The sequence below is a fragment of the Bradyrhizobium lablabi genome (genome assembly GCF_018129385.1).
In the GTDB taxonomy this organism is placed as follows: domain Bacteria; phylum Pseudomonadota; class Alphaproteobacteria; order Rhizobiales; family Xanthobacteraceae; genus Bradyrhizobium; species Bradyrhizobium lablabi_C.
Genome location: NZ_JAFCLN010000005.1, coordinates 80,036 through 95,271, shown reverse-complemented (window position 1 = coordinate 95,271; position 15,236 = coordinate 80,036). Strand labels below are relative to the sequence as shown.

15 protein-coding genes and 1 pseudogene are annotated in these 15,236 nt (G+C 63.2%); 12 read left to right on the top strand and 4 right to left on the bottom strand.

All coding sequences use genetic code 11. From position 1 onward, the window contains the following. Window positions 1–279 precede the first annotated feature (279 nt). Window positions 280–903 carry a CGNR zinc finger domain-containing protein gene (locus tag JQ628_RS12355; RefSeq protein ID WP_212222842.1) on the top strand — a complete coding sequence of 208 codons (624 nt, stop codon included), beginning with the start codon at window positions 280–282 and terminating at the stop codon, window positions 901–903. Between the two features lie 28 nt (window positions 904–931). On the opposite strand, the gene JQ628_RS12350 is transcribed toward JQ628_RS12355, so the two are convergent. Beyond that, entirely contained in the window at window positions 932–1,570 is a 639-nt protein-coding gene (locus JQ628_RS12350) for a class I SAM-dependent methyltransferase (RefSeq protein WP_212222841.1), read from the bottom strand. A 242-nt stretch (window positions 1,571–1,812) separates the two neighbouring features. Further along, on the bottom strand, window positions 1,813–3,486 hold the full coding sequence (locus JQ628_RS12345; protein WP_212222840.1) for a Na/Pi cotransporter family protein: 1,674 nt from the start codon (window positions 3,484–3,486) through the stop codon (window positions 1,813–1,815). A gap of 672 nt (window positions 3,487–4,158) precedes the next feature. Between JQ628_RS12345 and JQ628_RS12340 the strand changes: the two genes are divergently transcribed. The 4 genes from JQ628_RS12340 to JQ628_RS12325 all read left to right on the top strand — a co-directional run bounded on the left by JQ628_RS12340 (window position 4,159) and on the right by JQ628_RS12325 (window position 6,316). Further along, window positions 4,159–4,560: a hypothetical protein gene (locus JQ628_RS12340; RefSeq protein WP_212222839.1), complete on the top strand. Its 402-nt coding sequence runs from the start codon at window positions 4,159–4,161 to the stop codon at window positions 4,558–4,560. Window positions 4,561–4,565: 5 nt separating this feature from the next. Further along, window positions 4,566–4,985, top strand: a complete 420-nt coding sequence (locus JQ628_RS12335) for a hypothetical protein (RefSeq protein WP_212222838.1) — start codon at window positions 4,566–4,568, stop codon at window positions 4,983–4,985. A 78-nt stretch (window positions 4,986–5,063) separates the two neighbouring features. Then, the gene (locus JQ628_RS12330) at window positions 5,064–5,576 is read left to right on the top strand and encodes a hypothetical protein (RefSeq protein WP_212222837.1); all 513 of its coding nucleotides are present in this window, start codon (window positions 5,064–5,066) and stop codon (window positions 5,574–5,576) included. Then, window positions 5,573–6,316: a hypothetical protein gene (locus JQ628_RS12325; RefSeq protein WP_212222836.1), complete on the top strand. Its 744-nt coding sequence runs from the start codon at window positions 5,573–5,575 to the stop codon at window positions 6,314–6,316. Before JQ628_RS12330 ends, JQ628_RS12325 begins: the two co-directional genes overlap by 4 nt. 43 nt (window positions 6,317–6,359) lie before the next feature. On the opposite strand, the pseudogene JQ628_RS12320 reads toward JQ628_RS12325, so the two are convergent. Beyond that, window positions 6,360–6,587: pseudogene (locus tag JQ628_RS12320) on the bottom strand (glutamine-hydrolyzing GMP synthase); the annotation flags it as partial. A gap of 62 nt (window positions 6,588–6,649) precedes the next feature. Next, window positions 6,650–6,967: a hypothetical protein gene (locus JQ628_RS12315; RefSeq protein WP_212222835.1), complete on the bottom strand. Its 318-nt coding sequence runs from the start codon at window positions 6,965–6,967 to the stop codon at window positions 6,650–6,652. Window positions 6,968–7,003: 36 nt separating this feature from the next. Between JQ628_RS12315 and JQ628_RS12310 the strand changes: the two genes are divergently transcribed. The 7 genes from JQ628_RS12310 (at window position 7,004) to JQ628_RS12280 (ending at window position 15,207) form a co-directional block, all read left to right on the top strand. Further along, complete coding sequence (locus tag JQ628_RS12310; RefSeq protein ID WP_249127818.1) at window positions 7,004–7,465, top strand: GbsR/MarR family transcriptional regulator; 462 nt, start codon at window positions 7,004–7,006, stop codon at window positions 7,463–7,465. Window positions 7,466–7,528: 63 nt separating this feature from the next. Then, a complete protein-coding gene (locus JQ628_RS12305; RefSeq protein WP_212222833.1) occupies window positions 7,529–8,212 on the top strand; it encodes a methyltransferase family protein in 684 nt (227 codons plus the stop codon). 220 nt (window positions 8,213–8,432) lie between these two features. After that, complete coding sequence (locus JQ628_RS12300; protein ID WP_212222832.1) at window positions 8,433–8,921, top strand: AAA family ATPase; 489 nt, start codon at window positions 8,433–8,435, stop codon at window positions 8,919–8,921. Window positions 8,922–9,593: 672 nt separating this feature from the next. Beyond that, on the top strand, window positions 9,594–10,679 hold the full coding sequence (locus JQ628_RS12295; RefSeq protein WP_249127816.1) for a hypothetical protein: 1,086 nt from the start codon (window positions 9,594–9,596) through the stop codon (window positions 10,677–10,679). 75 nt (window positions 10,680–10,754) lie between these two features. Then, window positions 10,755–11,567: an FAD binding domain-containing protein gene (locus JQ628_RS12290; RefSeq protein ID WP_212222830.1), complete on the top strand. Its 813-nt coding sequence runs from the start codon at window positions 10,755–10,757 to the stop codon at window positions 11,565–11,567. Continuing rightward, window positions 11,564–14,278, top strand: coding sequence for a molybdopterin-dependent oxidoreductase (locus JQ628_RS12285; RefSeq protein ID WP_212222829.1), 2,715 nt, complete (start codon window positions 11,564–11,566; stop codon window positions 14,276–14,278). Before JQ628_RS12290 ends, JQ628_RS12285 begins: the two co-directional genes overlap by 4 nt. Then, window positions 14,275–15,207 (top strand): antibiotic biosynthesis monooxygenase, encoded by a 933-nt coding sequence (locus tag JQ628_RS12280; RefSeq protein ID WP_212222828.1) that lies wholly within the window; start codon window positions 14,275–14,277, stop codon window positions 15,205–15,207. Before JQ628_RS12285 ends, JQ628_RS12280 begins: the two co-directional genes overlap by 4 nt. Window positions 15,208–15,236: the final 29 nt, after the last annotated feature.

Genomic DNA, 15,236 nt, shown 5'->3' with positions numbered 1-15,236 from the left:
TGATGGTTACGGTCTAGTACGGTTTTGCGCCGTCCAACGCTGCTGGCGAACTTGTGAACCCCGGCCGGTTCCGGCCCGTCGCTCACGCCTGAAGCCGGATCGTCCTCGCACATCGCCCCTCCTCCGCGCTGCTTCGAAACGCGTCGTAACCTACATAATGATATAATGACGGTTACCTCGCAAGAGCGTAACTTGTCAACGCCTACTGAACAGGTTATCTCTGGAACCGGTTCACGGTTGGGTGATGGCGCTTCGCCGGCGCCCGGAAAAGGAGCTGTGATGGACCAACGTCCTTCCGCGATGTTCATTGCCGACGCGCTCGGGCTCGACTTTTTGAATTCAATCGCCACGCCCGTCGATACGCCGGTCGACTGGATCGATGACGGCGAAGGCCTGCTCAACTGGCTGGAGCAGGCGGAGCTCGTGCCCGCGGAGGCTCTGAGGAGCATCAAGGCGCACGCGCTGCCCGGCGAGCTCGACAAGGTCGCCGATCAGGCCAGGCATCTGCGCGAGTGGTTTCGCGGTTTCGTCCGCAAGCACAAGGGCCATCCGCTGACGGCAAAGAGTCTCACCGAGCTGGAGCCGCTCAACCGCCTGCTCCAGCGCGACGAAGCCTTCAACCGGATCGCCGCCGCGCCGAAAGGCGAAGAGCCGCCGCTCCAGCTTCAGAAGGCGCGCCGATGGCGCACGCCCGAAGCCCTGCTCTCCCCGATCGGCGAAGCGCTGGCGCAGTTCGTCTGTAGCGAGGATTTTTCAGACGTGAAGGCCTGCGAAGGCCCGGCCTGCACCTTGCTGTTCGCCGACCATACCCGCGGCCGCACCCGCCGCTGGTGCATCATGGCCGTCTGCGGCAACCGCGCAAAGCAGGCCGCGCATCGCGAGCGGCGAAAGGCGGAGCGCTAAACCTCCCGCGCCCGGCGCGCCGGAGCCGTTATCGCTTTCTCGCTACCACGAACGGCCGCACGTCCCTGCCGCGCGAGGCATGACGTGCGAGCTCGATGATTTCAAATCCCGCCGCAGCGATGTCCCGCTGCAAATCCTCCGCCGAAAAGGACGCCACATACGGCGCCTTGCCGACGAGTTGCATCAGGGGAATAGCGATGCCGATCAGCGGGTTCATCTCCTTCAGGCATGGCGTCTTTGAGATGAACAGCCCGCCGGGCCGCAGCAGCCGATGCACGCCCCGCAAGGCCGCCTCGCGTTCGGCCACCAGGTGCACGACGTTGAAGGCGAACGCGACATCGAAGGCGCCATCCGGCCACGACGCCGCCTCCGGCCGCGCCACCTCGAACGTGGCATTGTCGCGGCCTTCCGCCTTCGCCCTCTCTCGCGCGATCGCGATCATTTCGCTGGAGATGTCGGTGGCCACGATGCGCCCAACCGATGGCGCGAGCCTCAGCGCCGTCGTCCCCGTCCCGCAGCCGAACTCGAACGCGCTCTCATCTCCCTTGAGATAATGTCGAGTCCGCTCCAGCGTGCGCTCATAGCCTGCCATATCGGCGATGGGATCGGCGGCATATTTCCGCGCCGTGCGGTCCCAGAACCGCGCGTCATTTACGGTACGAAACATTCGAAGTTCCTTCCCACGCTACGGCTTGCAGCATATGCGCGGAAATGGGAAGGCGGATGACAGCCGAATGCCGCAGGGCAGACTGCGCCGCCCTGCGGCATGGCTCTCGATTGGCTGTCCCGGATCAAGCCCGGGCATCGCCGGGCGCAGCGAGCGCAGGATTGCTCGCTCGCTATGCCTCGCGGTTACTTGCCCTGGATCGGAAGGATCACCGGAGGACCGGCTCGCGGGTCCCAGCCGGCTCATCCTCGTTCCTTCCGATTGTCATCCGCGCCGCGGCCGAGCAAATGGGCCGCCGAACGCCAGCCATGATACGCGATCCGGTCGAGCCGTCGGGCGGCCTCGACCCGCGCGAAGGCGTCCGCGGCGGTCAGCTTTCCGGGTGCGACGGAGGCCAGCGTCGCGGCACGATGGTCCCGCTGGAGGGCATCGAGTTCTCTCGCTGCGCTTTCCACATCGGCAAGAGCCGAGGCGACCTCCGGCGAAACGCTCCAGCCGATCGGCTCCGCCTGCGCGCTGAGGGCGGACTCCGAAGTGATCGAGCCGCCGATCGCCTGCGCCGCGCGCATGGCCCGTGTGCAGAGCTCGGCGGCGCGAAGGTCGTGAGAAGTCCCTGCCGGCTGTCTTGCGAGCCCGCCCTCGCCCACGGCTTCCACCAGGCGTGCGACATGATCGAGTGCGTGCAACGTGCTCGTGAGGCGGAGCCGTTCCGCCTCCGTCTCGGGCGGCTCGTGCAATTCGGACAGGAAATCCCGCACCTCCTCGAGCGCTGCGGCAGCCGCCGCCGTGTCCTTCTTCGCAGGGCCGGCGCCGCCTGAAAGCGCGACGGAAACCGAGACCGCTGACGTCGCGAGGATGTCCGCCACGACACGCCGCGCGGACTCCACCGCAATCACCGGACTTGCAAGCGCGCTCGGATCGAGCGCGCGCTGAAGCGCCGTCTGCTGCGAAGGCAGCAGCCGTTCCACGACACGGGCGAACCACTGCGTCGCCGGCAGCAGCACCGCGACGCCGACGACGTTATAGGCCGTATGGTAAGCGGCCAGCAGCGTCATCCCGTCGGCCGACGCCGACAAGGTTTTCATCAGCGCCGCCGTGAGCGGAAAGGCGACGATCGCGATCAGCGCCGCGATGACCTTGAACAGCACATAGGCGAGCGCGAGGCGCTTGGCCGTCGTGCTGGCGCCGATCGCCGCCAATGCGGAGCTCGTCGCCGTCCCGATATTCTGGCCGATGATCAGCGCCGCGCCCTGCTCCAGGCCCACCGCTCCGGCATAGAAAGCGGAAATGGTGACGGCGATAGCGGCCGTCGACGACTGCATGACCGCGGTCATCGCCAGGCCCACGACGATCAGGGTCATGAGGCCGCCGGCCCCCGCGATCCAGCCAATCCCCGGCATGCCCATCACCGCCGGCAGGTCGGACGGATGCAGGCTCTCCGCAAGACCTCCCATGCCCTGCTGGAGGGTCGTCAGCCCGTAAAGCACCAGCGCGAAGCCTGCGAGCGCGCCGCCAGCCGCTGCGATCCGCCCGCCTGCCAGCAACTTGGCCAGCGCGCCGACGAAGATCATCGGCAGCGCATAGACCGAAAGCGAGACGCGCACGCCGATCAGCGCCACCAGCCAGCCGGTACCCGTCGTGCCGACATTGGCGCCGAACACGAGGCCCAGCCCCTGCGGAAAGGTCAAGAGCCCAGCATTGACGAGGCCGATCGTCGTCATCGTCACCGCGCTCGACGACTGCACCAGCAGCGTGACGACCGCGCCCCACAAGGCACCCGAGAGCGGCGTCGCCGCCGCCCGGCCGAGGGCAGCCCGCAGCGCGGATCCGGCCAGCGCCTTCAGTCCGTCGGTCATGACGGCCATGCCGAGCAGGAACAGCCCGACGCCGCCGAAAATGGCAATTGCCGTCGACATGCACGTCTCGTCCCGACGCTGGCCCTGGACTATCTCCGTTCACATGGAGGGTCTGTTCGGATTCTGGTCTTTCCGGGACCGGTTGGCAAACCGGCTCGGCGTCAAGCCGCGGTGGTTAGCGAAACGTAATCCGCCATTCATAGCGCATCTCGAAGACTGCAGCTCATCGACCGCACGTCCGGCGTCGAAGCCGCCGCCGTCGGTGTAGAGGTCTTCAAGCAGTGAGCTCTTCCCAGCCATTGTTGTTCGATCTGCCGACAAGATGCGATTGCCCGAGCAGTTATGAATGCCGCTCGCCGGGCGACAACCAAGAAAACTTCCACAGGATGGTGAGCATAAAGTCGGAAAGACGCGCCCCCTTGAAATACAGCCAAAATCAAACAACAGTCAGAATAAAATTACCAATTAGACTGCCAACTTTGATGCCTCCGCATATCCAAAAAATAATCTAATTTACAATATGTTATGTAGATTTTATAAGGCTAGAAAGTTTTTATCTGTAAATCACCTCACGCATTATGAGTTCGTCGTAGAAAACGATGCCGAAAAGCGACCGCTTTTTCTCATAACATAATATGCACAAGATTATGAACGACTCGGCTTGACAAGCTTCTCGCCCAATGCGTACATAACGGGAACGCCAGTACTATCTTGTCGGGAGATTGAACAACAATGGCTGGGAAGAACTCACTGCTTGAAGACCTCTACACCGACGGCGGCGGCTTCGACGCTGAACGTGCCGCCAACGTGCTGAAGTCTCTCCTCACCATTCAACGAGATACGCACGCCGTGTTTTTCAAGAAGGGCAATAGCCTGAAAGAAGAGGACAAGGTTCTCGCCTACATGGTGGTGAAGAAGCTTCTGAAGAACGAGGGCGCGGCCGCCATTAGCGCGGTATCCGGGAAGGAGATTAAGAAGCAGACCCCGGTCAAATCCGGGACTGTCGATGCCGCGATCAAGAAACTACGCGAGGACGGCCTCATCACCGGCAGCGGGACCAATTACGAGATCCCCGCGCACGAGGTCGATGCGGTCTTGAACCGCCTTGAAGCACGTGGGCCGAAGGGAGGCTGATCACTATGGATCGCGAAATTAAGAAGGTGCTGGACGAGATCCTTTCTTCCGTCAAAAGCCTCGACGCCCGCCTCTCAAAACTTGAAGCCGGCACCGGGCGCGGCGACACCGGCGCCAGCGTCGAGGAGAAGAAACTATCCTTGAAGGAATTCCTGATCGAGCGAGGGCCGTCGAATGGGGTGCAGAAGACGCTGGCGATCGGCTATTTCCTCGAGAATTACGATGGCGCGTCGCCATTCAACGCAGCAGACCTTGAGCGCGGCTTCCGCGCGGCGCGCGAGCCAGTACCCCCGAACATCAACGACAAGGCAAACCTTTGCGTGAAAAAAGGACACTTCATGGAGCACAGCGAAAAGAAGGACAGTCTCAAGGCCTGGCTCGTCACGCGCACGGGCGAAGGCATCGTCGAAGCTGGGTTCGGATAGCGAGCGGGGTCATCGACCTCAGCCGATTCGATCGAGCGGCATCGGCGATTCGAAATCAAGATAGAAGGAACTCCAAAGGTGGACGAGAAAACTTTCAGTGAGCGCGCCGGACGCTTGGCGGAAGTCGGCGAGGTTATCGGCAAGTTGCCGAGCGAGGTCAGAGCCGAAGCTTTCGGCCTCTTGAAAGCGTACGTCACTCAGAACGCATCGTCCGGGGACAGCGCCTCCGAGGCCGAAGAGGATGTCGCCAGCGAGCGCGATGCAGGCGACAGCAGCGATAGCGGCCTGTTTAGCAGACACACTCACGATAAACCTGCCGACAACGTGCGGCTGGCGGTGGCGCACCTGTTCGAGCAGTACGGCTCAGAACCCTTCACTGCGGCGGAGATCGAGAGCGTGGCGGCCGACGCAGGCATCACTGTGCCGTCGAGGATCGACATGACACTTCGCCGTGCCACGGATGACGGCAAGCAGCTCTTCGTGTCCGCAGGGAAAGGGAAGTTCAAGCCTACGGTCCACGGTGAGATTCATCTTAAGAACACCTACAAGGTGAAGAAGGGCACAAAGACTCGCTCGAAGGCTGGCGCATGACGCTGGTCGAGTTCTTAGCTCCGCTCAAGGCAGGCACCCACGAGAGTCGCGTGCTCGCGGTACTTTATTTTTGCGAGCAGTACGAAGATCAGGCGTCGCTCACCGCTGACGTCATCAAGAAACGCCTCGTGGCCGCCCGCGCGCCCGGCGCATCTAAAGTCAATGTCCCGGACGTTCTGGGCAAGAGTGGCGCCTTCGCGGACACCAACGGCCTTCAGGGAAAGAGCCGCCTCTGGAAGCTGACGGAGTCTGGCCGCAAGCATGTGCGGGAGCTGTTGGGCCTGCCCGCGAATAAGCCCGAATTAGAGCATGACGTTGGCACGCTCACCGCGGCAGTTTCTAAGGTCACAGACGTGGACGTCCGCGAGTATCTGGAGGAGGCTTTGAAGTCCCTCAGCGTTGGAGCTCTGCGGCCATGCGTGGTATCGGTGTGGGTAGCGGCCGCCCGCACACTGCAACACGAGATGATGAAGAAGAGTCCAGCGGTCGTCACCGCCGCCGTCCAGAAGCACGACCAGAAGGCTAAAGCAGTCAAATCCGTCGATGACTTCGCCTACATCAAGGAAAGCATTCAGCTATTGGCCGCGCGCGAGCTTGGAGTCCTCGACAAGAGCGAGAAGGACACGTTGGAGGAAGCTCTGGACCTGCGTAACCGATGCGGGCATCCGTCAAAATACAGACCCGGCGTGAAAAAGGTTTCGGCCTTCATGGAGGACGTCGTCTCCATCGTCTTCACCTGATCCTTCCGCGAGTGGCGGCGAAAGCCATACAGGGCGTGCTACCCTACTCCCACTCAATCGTCCCCGGCGGCTGCTCGTCAGGTCATACACCACCCGGTTCACGACCTTCACCTCGTTGATGATCCGCGTTGCCGTCGCGCCGAGAAAACTCATGTCGAACGGATAGAAATCCGCCGTCATACCGTCGGTCGAGGTCACGGCGAGCAGGCCGACGACGTATCCATACGTCTGTCTTTACCGGCAGCAGAACGGCAAAGCCTGCCAGGGCCGTAGAGCGGGTTAGCGAGCGCAAACCCACCACGACGAGCGTTACCGTCAAGAAGATGCGGCGGGCTACGCCTCCGGCTGATCCGCGCGGCGGCGGAAGAACCAGCCGAAATACAGACAGACAACAAAGAGCGCGAAGTGGATCGTGCCGCGCACGGCGCTGAGGTCGGGCGACTGGACGGCGCCGGTCCACATCAGCGGGATCGGGATATCAGCCAGGTAGAAGTAGAATTGCATCCCGCTGCTGACGAAGAACGCGCCGGCCAGGAACTTGCGGTACTCGCGATATCGCACCGCGGCGTAGATGGTCGGCAGTCCGACAACGATGATCGCGGCAACAAGATAGGGAAGCATGGCCTCCTCCCGAGCGCGGGGCTTGTCCACCAGCCTATCCTTCAGTATATTCGGGATATGTCGAATATGTCAAACAAGCCAGGCAAGAACGAGCGGCGCTTCGCAGAAGACGTGGCCCGGCTGCTGACGCCCTGGGGCGTGCCGCCCGTCGCCGCCCGGCTCTACGGGCATCTGCTGCTCCGCCCCCGCCCCGTCAGCCTCGACGAGATCACCGAGGAACTCGGCATCAGCAAGAGCAGCGCCAGCGTGGCGGCTCGGCTGCTGGAGAGCTACACGCTGGCGCGGCGCCATAGCGAACCGGGAACGAAGCGTGCGCTTTACGCCGTGGCTGACGACTACGAAGCCATGATCCAGCAACAGAACCGGCTGCTCGACGCGTTGGCCGAGCAGTTCAGCGCCGGGACCAGAATCGTCGCGTCCAGGGATGTGAACGCACGTCTTGAGGAGATGGCGGATTTCTATCGGGTGATGCGCGGCGCCATGGAAGACGCCATGCGCCGCTGGAAACGGGGTCGCCGGCCGCGATGAGAAATCCCGCGGCCGGTACTCGCCGCGCGGAAGAATCCAGCTTCGACGGGAAAGGCAAAGAAAATGGGTCTCGTTCTCAACCTCCTCGTCCAGACGGTCGTCTGGTTCGGCTTCATAGGCGCAGTCATCTTCGGTGCCGCAGGCACGTTGGACTACACCGGCGGGTGGCTCTATGTCGGTATGATGGTCGCGCTCTCCATCGTTTTCGGGTCAATCATGCTGCGCGTCGATCCCGGGCTGCTCAGAGAGCGCCTGAAGCCGCCCGTGCAAGAGGACCAGCCGCTCGCCGACAAGCTGATTCTCGTCCCGATCCTGCTCCTCATCTTCGGAGGAATGGGCTTCATGGCGGCGGATGCGGCGCGCTGGCGCTGGTCGGCAATGCCGTTTGCCGTGCAGTTGGCAGGATGCGGCCTCCTGCTGGCGGCGCTCTTGTTCATCTACTGGGTCATGCGCACCAACAGTTTTGCAGCGCCAGTCGTGAAAATACAAAGGGATCGCGGACAGGCGGTCATCACGACAGGCCCTTATGCCATCGTCCGCCATCCGATGTATTTCGGCGCGCTGTTCTACATCGCCGGCACATCGCTCGTGCTCGGATCGTGGTGGGGACTTGTCGCCGTCCCTCTCCTCGCCCTGCTGTTCGGCATCCGGATCGGCATCGAGGAAAAAACGCTCCGCACCGGCCTCGAGGGTTATGACGATTATGCGAACCGCGTGCGCTGGCGCCTTGTTCCGTTTGTCTGGTGAGGCGGCTCGCCGACATGCTACCCTCCAGAAAACTCTTTAAGAGAGAATCTCTCTAAGGCGAGCATGGCATTGTTGAACTGCTCTGGCCGCTGATCTCCATATTGCTGCGGCGACCTGCCGGACGTGTTGCTCCTCGCTAGAGCGTAGCATGGTCTGTAACATGTCGGTTGCGAGCACCGCTGCGCGAATTCTGGACTCGCCAAAGTTATGAGGGATCAAATTGAAGCGTGTCTTGATTACCGGCATGTCCGGAACGGGGAAGAGCGCCGTTACTCGGGAACTCCTCGCACGGGGCCATCGGGCCGTAGACCTGGATACGCCAGAATGGTCCGAGTGGGTCGACGCCACACCGAGTGACACACCGACGCCGGCGGAGGGAAAGGATTGGATTTGGCGCGAAGACCGGGTCAGAAAGCTTCTGCTGAAGCAGGATCGAGCGCTGCTCTTTATCAGCGGCTGCGCTGAGAACATGACGCGGCTGTATCCTCTGATCGATCTAATTATTCTCCTGTCAGCTCCGGTCGCGACGCTTATGAAGCGGCTCGAAGCGCGTTCGGCGAACGGCTACGGCAGAACTGACGAAGAACGTCAGAAGGTTTGCGAACTTCTCGCGACCATCGAACCGCTGCTAAGGCAATCGGCCGATCATCAGATCGACACAAGCGGCCCGGTAGAAGATACGGTCGATGAGATTCTCAAGGTTATCTAACGCCGCACCCGCCCACTCGCACCAGATAGCAGCAGCACGACCGCCCCGATATCCGAGTCTGGGGCATGCCCGATGAGTTTGACCTCGTTCAGCACGATCCGCCGCAAGTGGGGCCCACGTCCACTTTCCGCTAGCTCGAGCCGGGCGCGGCGCAGGACCGGGTCGCGCCGATAATCTGGCTGCGCGCGGGCGGCTCACCGTCCGTCGCTAAATCCACCAGCCGGCAGTTCAGTGAGACCGCTGGACGAATCTGCGCGCGCCCACTACTTCTGCTCCCCGGAGTTGGCGCGATTTGGTTTTATCGTAGCTAGGGGTGGGCAGTGACGCAGTACGACGGCGCCGGCATCACCGGCTTCGGCCTTATCGGCACGCGCGAGAGCGACTCGATTCGCATGGGGTCGCCGTTACCAGCCTCGGTTCAACCGTTCGAACGTCAGTACGAGTTGATGCTCCGGGCTCGCTGTCAGGCGCACCTGCTCGCCGCCGCGTTCTTACAACCGGCCGTCACATACATTCCCACCTCGGGCTCATCGCCCACCAGCCGGTGCGCTCGCGATGACCTTGCACCTTAACGCTGCTGTTCCAGGGAGAGACTCGATGACCAGCGCAAACGGACGGACAGCTCCTGTCGGGGCCAGAAATGCAGGACTGATGACAAGAGGACTGTTGCACGTGGCTACGGGAGTCCTCGCGGCCGGCCTTGCCGCCGGGACGGCATCGGCGCAGGCGCCGGCCAACCTTCCAGGATATCTCGCCAACATCTCGGGCAATACGCCGTCATCGGCATCCGACCTCGCGACGCGCGACGTCCTGCAACTCGATATCGGCATGTTCTCGCTCTACGACAGGGCATCGAACATCTATCGCCGCAATATCCTGGCCAAGCATCCGATCATCCTTGCGATGTTCACCAACGAGGGCGGCCGGCTGATGCTTTTCAGGCCCGGTCAGGCCCCGATCGATGCTCCCAAGGTTCCCAAGGTCTACCAGATACTGAAATCGACCGGACACAGCACCATGGCGCTCAGTCAGGTCGCCATCCCGTCGGTCAACAACCCCGCCGACAAGCGCTGGATCGCGCCCATGGCGGCCTATCGTACGCAGATGAAGACGGCGCTCGACAACCTCGACGCCTCAAACGACATCCAGGCCGACTGGAAGCCCGCGGTGAAAGAGATTCTGGCCACCAACGTCGCCTACATGGACGATTGCCTGGCCAAAGGTGCGGTCACACTCGATCCGCTACTCGCCTTCGCCAAGAAACAGGCGCCCAACATCAAGCTGATCATCAACTGGGCGGCCTCCACCCAGGTCAAGCACTGGATGGGCGTGATGGACGAGTGGTCGGCGATGCTCGGCCCCGACATGGCCAAGACCTACGCGGCAGCGAACACGATCTACGTGGCGCGCCAGAACAACGTGCTGTTCAGCGTGCTCGCCCAGTATTTCGGGCCGGAAGCGATCAACGACCGGCTGATGCTGATCGAGACGATGGGCTTCACCACCACGCCCGAGGACATGCTGACGTCGATGACCCGCATCATCGGCGACCGCTCGGTCGGCGAGCTGTTCTTCGGCAACTACAAGGTCATGGACTTCGAGCTGATGGGAGGTGACGGCCGCAAGACCATCCTCTCCGAGATGCAGCGTCGCGGCAAGCAGCCCGTCCTGCCGCCTGCCGTGCCGTTCGGTTCGAAGCAGTGGCCGACCCTGATCACGGCGGGTCCCGGTCCGACGTCGCTCGACGATCTCAAGTGAGGATCGACGAAGCCCTGTGACGCAGCCACGACGCAGTTGGTGGCTGCCATCACACCAGGTGGGGGAAAAGGGGCGATGAATCTCAATACGATTTCCGAGGTGAAGCGGCCCAGATCGTTCGAGGACATCGAATGGCGCGACGGCCACGCGTTCCTGGCGGGCGGGACCTGGCTGTTTTCCGAGCCGCAGATTGCTACCGACACGCTGGTCGATCTCGAGCAGTTGGGTTGGCCGGCGCTCACCGTGACGGCGGAAGGCCTGGAGATCGCAGCGACCTGCAAGATCGTCGAGCTGCACGACTTCAAAGGACCGGCCGAGTGGAAAGCGGTGCCGCTGTTCAACCGGTGCATCGACTGCTTCCTGATGTCGTTCAAGATCTGGAACGCGGCGACCGTCGGCGGCAACATCGTCATGTCGCTGCCGGCCGGCGCCATGATCTCGTTGACCGCCGCGCTGGAAGGCGTTTGCACCCTGTGGCCGCAGAACGGCAAGCCGCGCCAGGTGCCGGTGGTCGACTTCGTCACCGGCATGCACACCAATGTCCTGCAAAAGGGCGAGCTGCTGCGGTCGATCTTTCTGCCGGCCGCGGCGCTCAGGAAGCGCTTTGCCATGCGTCAGATATCGCTCACTCACCTGGGCCGCTCGGCGGCGCTTATCGTTGCCACCGTCAACGACAACGGCGATGACTTCCTGCTGACCGTCAGCGCGGCGACGCCCCGGCCAGTGCATCTGCGCTTTGCCAAGACGCCGTCGGCCGCCGAACTGCGCCAGGCGATCGACCAGCGCCTGCCGCCGGACGCCTGGTTCCATGACGTCCATGGTTCGGCCCCGTACAAGCGTCATGTCACCCACTACCTCGCCGAACAGATTCGCGCGGAGCTGTCATGAGCAGTTACGAGGTCAATGGCCGCCTCTATTCGGCCGAGCCGAAACCGGGCCAGTGCCTGCGCACCTTCCTGCGCGACCTGGAAGTGTTCGGGGTCAAGAAGGGCTGCGATGCCGGCGACTGCGGCGCCTGCACGGTGTGGCTGGATGGCAAGCCGTACCATTCCTGCCTGGTCCCGGCTTTCCGGGGCGAAGGCAAGAAGATCACCACGATCGAGGGTCTCGCTGGGGACGGCGAGTTGCATCCAATCCAGCAAGCCTTCCACGACGCACAGGCCTTCCAGTGCGGCTACTGCGCGGCCGGCATGATGATGACGACCGCTTCGGCCGCATTCGATGAAGCGCACAAAGCCGACCTGCCGCACGCGCTCAAAGGCAACATCTGCCGCTGCACCGGCTATCGTTCGATCGTCGATGCGCTGCACGGCAGGAAGAACATAGAGGATGACGTTGCCGGCGAGGCGCTGGGTGCCAGCCTGCCCAATCCCTTCACCGACGCCATCCTGACCGGCAAGGCGCGCTACACGATGGACGTCGCGATCGAAGGCCTGCTGCACCTCAAGGTCTTGCGCTCGCCGCATGCTCATGCGCGCATCAGCAAAATCGACAAGAGCAAGGCGCTCGCCGTTCCCGGCGTCGTCACGGTCTACACCTGGGAAGATGTGCCACGCCGCCTCTACAGCACGGCGCTGCACGAGGACCATCTCGTCGACCCCGACGATACCTACCTGCTGGACAACGTCGCCCGTTTCGTCGGCCAGCGGCTGGTGGCGGTGGTCGGCGAGAGCGAGGCCGCAGCCGAAGCCGGCGTGCGCGCCCTCGCCGTCGAGTATGAAATCCTGCCCGCGGTGTTCGATCCCGTCGCCGCCATGGAGCCTGGCGCACCGATCCTGCACGACAAGAACGAGGTCGCGACCGACAACGGCAACGTCTTCTGCACCCTCCAGGGCGAGATCGGCGACGTGACCAGGGGCTTCAAGGAAGCCGACGTCATCCATGAGAAAACCTACTCGACTTCGCGCGTACAGCACGTCCATCTCGAGACGCACGGCTCCATCGCGTGGAAGGGCGACGACGGCCGCTGGCATGTGCGTACCAGCTCGCAGGGACCGTTCGCGGCTCGCACCAAGCTCGCCTACCTGATGGGCATCCCCGCAGCCCAGATCCACGTCTTCACCGAGCGCGTCGGTGGCGGCTTCGGCGGCAAGCAGGAGATGGTGTCGGAAGATCTGCCGCTGTTCGCCAGCATGAAGCTGGGGGGACGCCCGGTGAAATGGGAATGGACGCGCGAGGAAGAGTTCATCGGCGCCACGACGCGCCACCAGATGACGACGAAGGTCAAGATCGGCGCCAGGAAAGACGGCACCCTGCTCGCCCTCGACGTCCAGGTGGTCTCGAACACCGGCGCCTACGGCAACCATGCCAGCGAGACCCTCGCCGCCGCCATGGCGAGCCCGATCTCGGCCTATCGCTGCCCGAACAAGAAGGGCGTCGGCCGTGTCGTCTACACCAACATGATCCCGGGTGGCGGCTTCCGCGGCTACGGCGCGTCGCAGACCACCTTCGCCATGGAATGCGCCATGGACGAGCTGGCCAAGACCCTAGGCATGGATCCATTCGAGATTCGTCGCAAGAACGTGGTGCGGCCAGGCGACAACGTCGAGTCGATCTGGAAGGAACCGAGCGACGCGAGCTTCGGCAGCCACGGCATCGACCAATGTCTTGAGATCGTCGAGCGCGAGCTGAAGAAGGGCAATGGGGTCAGAAAGCCAGACGGCGACGACTGGCTCGAGGGGGTGGGAGCTGCGCTCGCCATGCTCGAATGCGGACCGCCGACCGAACACCGTTCGGGCGCGGAGATGAGGCTCCTGCCCGACGGTACCTATCACCTGGCCTGCGGCTCATCGGAAATGGGCAACGGCATCAGCACGGCACACAAGCAGATGGCCGCCGCCGTGCTCGGCGTTCGCGCCGGCGACGTCGCCCTCATCAACGCCGACACCGACCGCACACCGTACGATACCGGCACCTTCGCCAGCACCGGCACGGTCGTGGCCGGCAAGGCCGTGCTCGCCACTGCCGAGGCGATGCAGGCCGACATTCTCGACTTCGCCTCGCGCCACACCAAAACGCCGCTCGACCAGTGTCGCCTCGACAACGATGCGGTGATATGCGGCAACAACCGGATGATGCTCAGCGCGCTGCACGCCGAGGGCGCCAGGGTCGACCATCGTTTCACGGTCGGTCGCCGCGCTTACCTGTCGCCGCGCACGATCGCCTTCAACGTTCAGGGCGTGCGGCTCGCGGTGCACCGGGTGACCGGCGAGGTCCGCATCCTGCACAGCGTGCACGCCGCCGACATCGGCCGGCCGATCAACCCCATGCAATGCCGCGGCCAGCTCGACGGCGCGGTGGCCATGGGTTACGGCTGGGCCCTGGTCGAGCACATGGTGCACGACCAGGGCCACATGGTGAACCCGCAACTGCGCAACTGCCGTGTCCCGGCCTTCGCCGACACGCCGCCCACCGACATATTCTTTGCCGACACGGTCGATTCGATCGGGCCTTTGGGTGCAAAGTCCCAGGGTGAATGCGGCATCAACCCGGTTGCGCCGGCGGTGTCGAATGCGCTGGCCAATGCCACAGGCGTGCGCTTCGCCGACTTGCCGTTCACGCCGGACCGCTTGTTCGCTGACCTCGCGAAGACAAAATGACCGTCAGCATCGTCACCCAGACCAGCGTGCGGCCGGAGCGATCCGAGGATTTTGCCCGCTGGCAGGGCGAAACCAGCAACATCGTCTCGGGCTTTCCGGGCTTCGTCGAGCAGCGGCTGATGCCACCCAATCCGCCGTTGCAGGTCGACTGGGTCATCCTGCAACGTTTCCAGACGATGGAGGACGCGCAACGCTGGCTGGTCTCCCCCGAGCGCCAGACGCGCATCGAAGGCGCGGCGCCGTTCCTGATCGGCCGCGACGACGTCCACATCGTGCGGGACGACGAAGGCGGCCGCAAGCCCGCGCCGGTCTCGGTCGTCGTCAGCACCCGTGTGAAGCCGGGCAAGGAGGGCGAGTACCGCGTCTGGGAGCGCAAGATCGCTGCTGCCCAATCCAAAGCACCCGGCCTCCAGGGCTACCGTTTCGAGCCGCCGATGCCGGGCATCCAGGAAGACTTCGTCGCGATCCTGCGTTTCGACAACCAGGCAAACCTCGACGCCTGGCTGGCATCGCCGGTGCGCAGGAAGCTGATTGAGGAAGCCGAGCCGCTGACCGAAGAATTCCACGCGCGCCTCGGCACCGGCTTCGAGCAGTGGTTCCGCGACGAAGAGTCGGGTGCAGCGCCCTTGTCCATCTGGAAGATGAACATGATCGTGCTGCTGCTGCTCTACCCCATCGTCTTCATCTGGGGCGTCTGGGTCGGCACGCCGATCCTTCAGGACAGGATGAACATGCCCTGGGCCTTCAACCTGTTCGTCGGCAATGTCTTCAGCGTCCTCCTGACGGGTTTCATGGTGCCCTGGGTCGCCAATCGCATGGGCTGGTGGATGTTCCCGAAGGGCGACGTCCTCCGGGCCAACGTCCTCGGTGCCCTGCTGCTCTGTGCCATCTACGTCGTCTTCATCGTGGTCTTTTGGAAATTCTTCTAGAGCATGATCCGGAAGAGTGGGCACCGGTT

Bases quoted from the DNA above. Each gene is read 5' to 3' on its own strand.
- JQ628_RS12355 (WP_212222842.1), top strand. From the start codon at position 280: ATGGACCAACGTCCTTCCGCGATGTTCATTGCCGACGCGCTCGGGCTC.
- JQ628_RS12350 (WP_212222841.1), bottom strand. From the start codon at position 1,570: ATGTTTCGTACCGTAAATGACGCGCGGTTCTGGGACCGCACGGCGCGG.
- JQ628_RS12345 (WP_212222840.1), bottom strand. From the start codon at position 3,486: ATGTCGACGGCAATTGCCATTTTCGGCGGCGTCGGGCTGTTCCTGCTC.
- JQ628_RS12340 (WP_212222839.1), top strand. From the start codon at position 4,159: ATGGCTGGGAAGAACTCACTGCTTGAAGACCTCTACACCGACGGCGGC.
- JQ628_RS12335 (WP_212222838.1), top strand. From the start codon at position 4,566: ATGGATCGCGAAATTAAGAAGGTGCTGGACGAGATCCTTTCTTCCGTC.
- JQ628_RS12325 (WP_212222836.1), top strand. From the start codon at position 5,573: ATGACGCTGGTCGAGTTCTTAGCTCCGCTCAAGGCAGGCACCCACGAG.
- JQ628_RS12310 (WP_249127818.1), top strand. From the start codon at position 7,004: ATGTCAAACAAGCCAGGCAAGAACGAGCGGCGCTTCGCAGAAGACGTG.
- JQ628_RS12305 (WP_212222833.1), top strand. From the start codon at position 7,529: ATGGGTCTCGTTCTCAACCTCCTCGTCCAGACGGTCGTCTGGTTCGGC.
- JQ628_RS12290 (WP_212222830.1), top strand. From the start codon at position 10,755: ATGAATCTCAATACGATTTCCGAGGTGAAGCGGCCCAGATCGTTCGAG.
- JQ628_RS12285 (WP_212222829.1), top strand. From the start codon at position 11,564: ATGAGCAGTTACGAGGTCAATGGCCGCCTCTATTCGGCCGAGCCGAAA.
- JQ628_RS12280 (WP_212222828.1), top strand. From the start codon at position 14,275: ATGACCGTCAGCATCGTCACCCAGACCAGCGTGCGGCCGGAGCGATCC.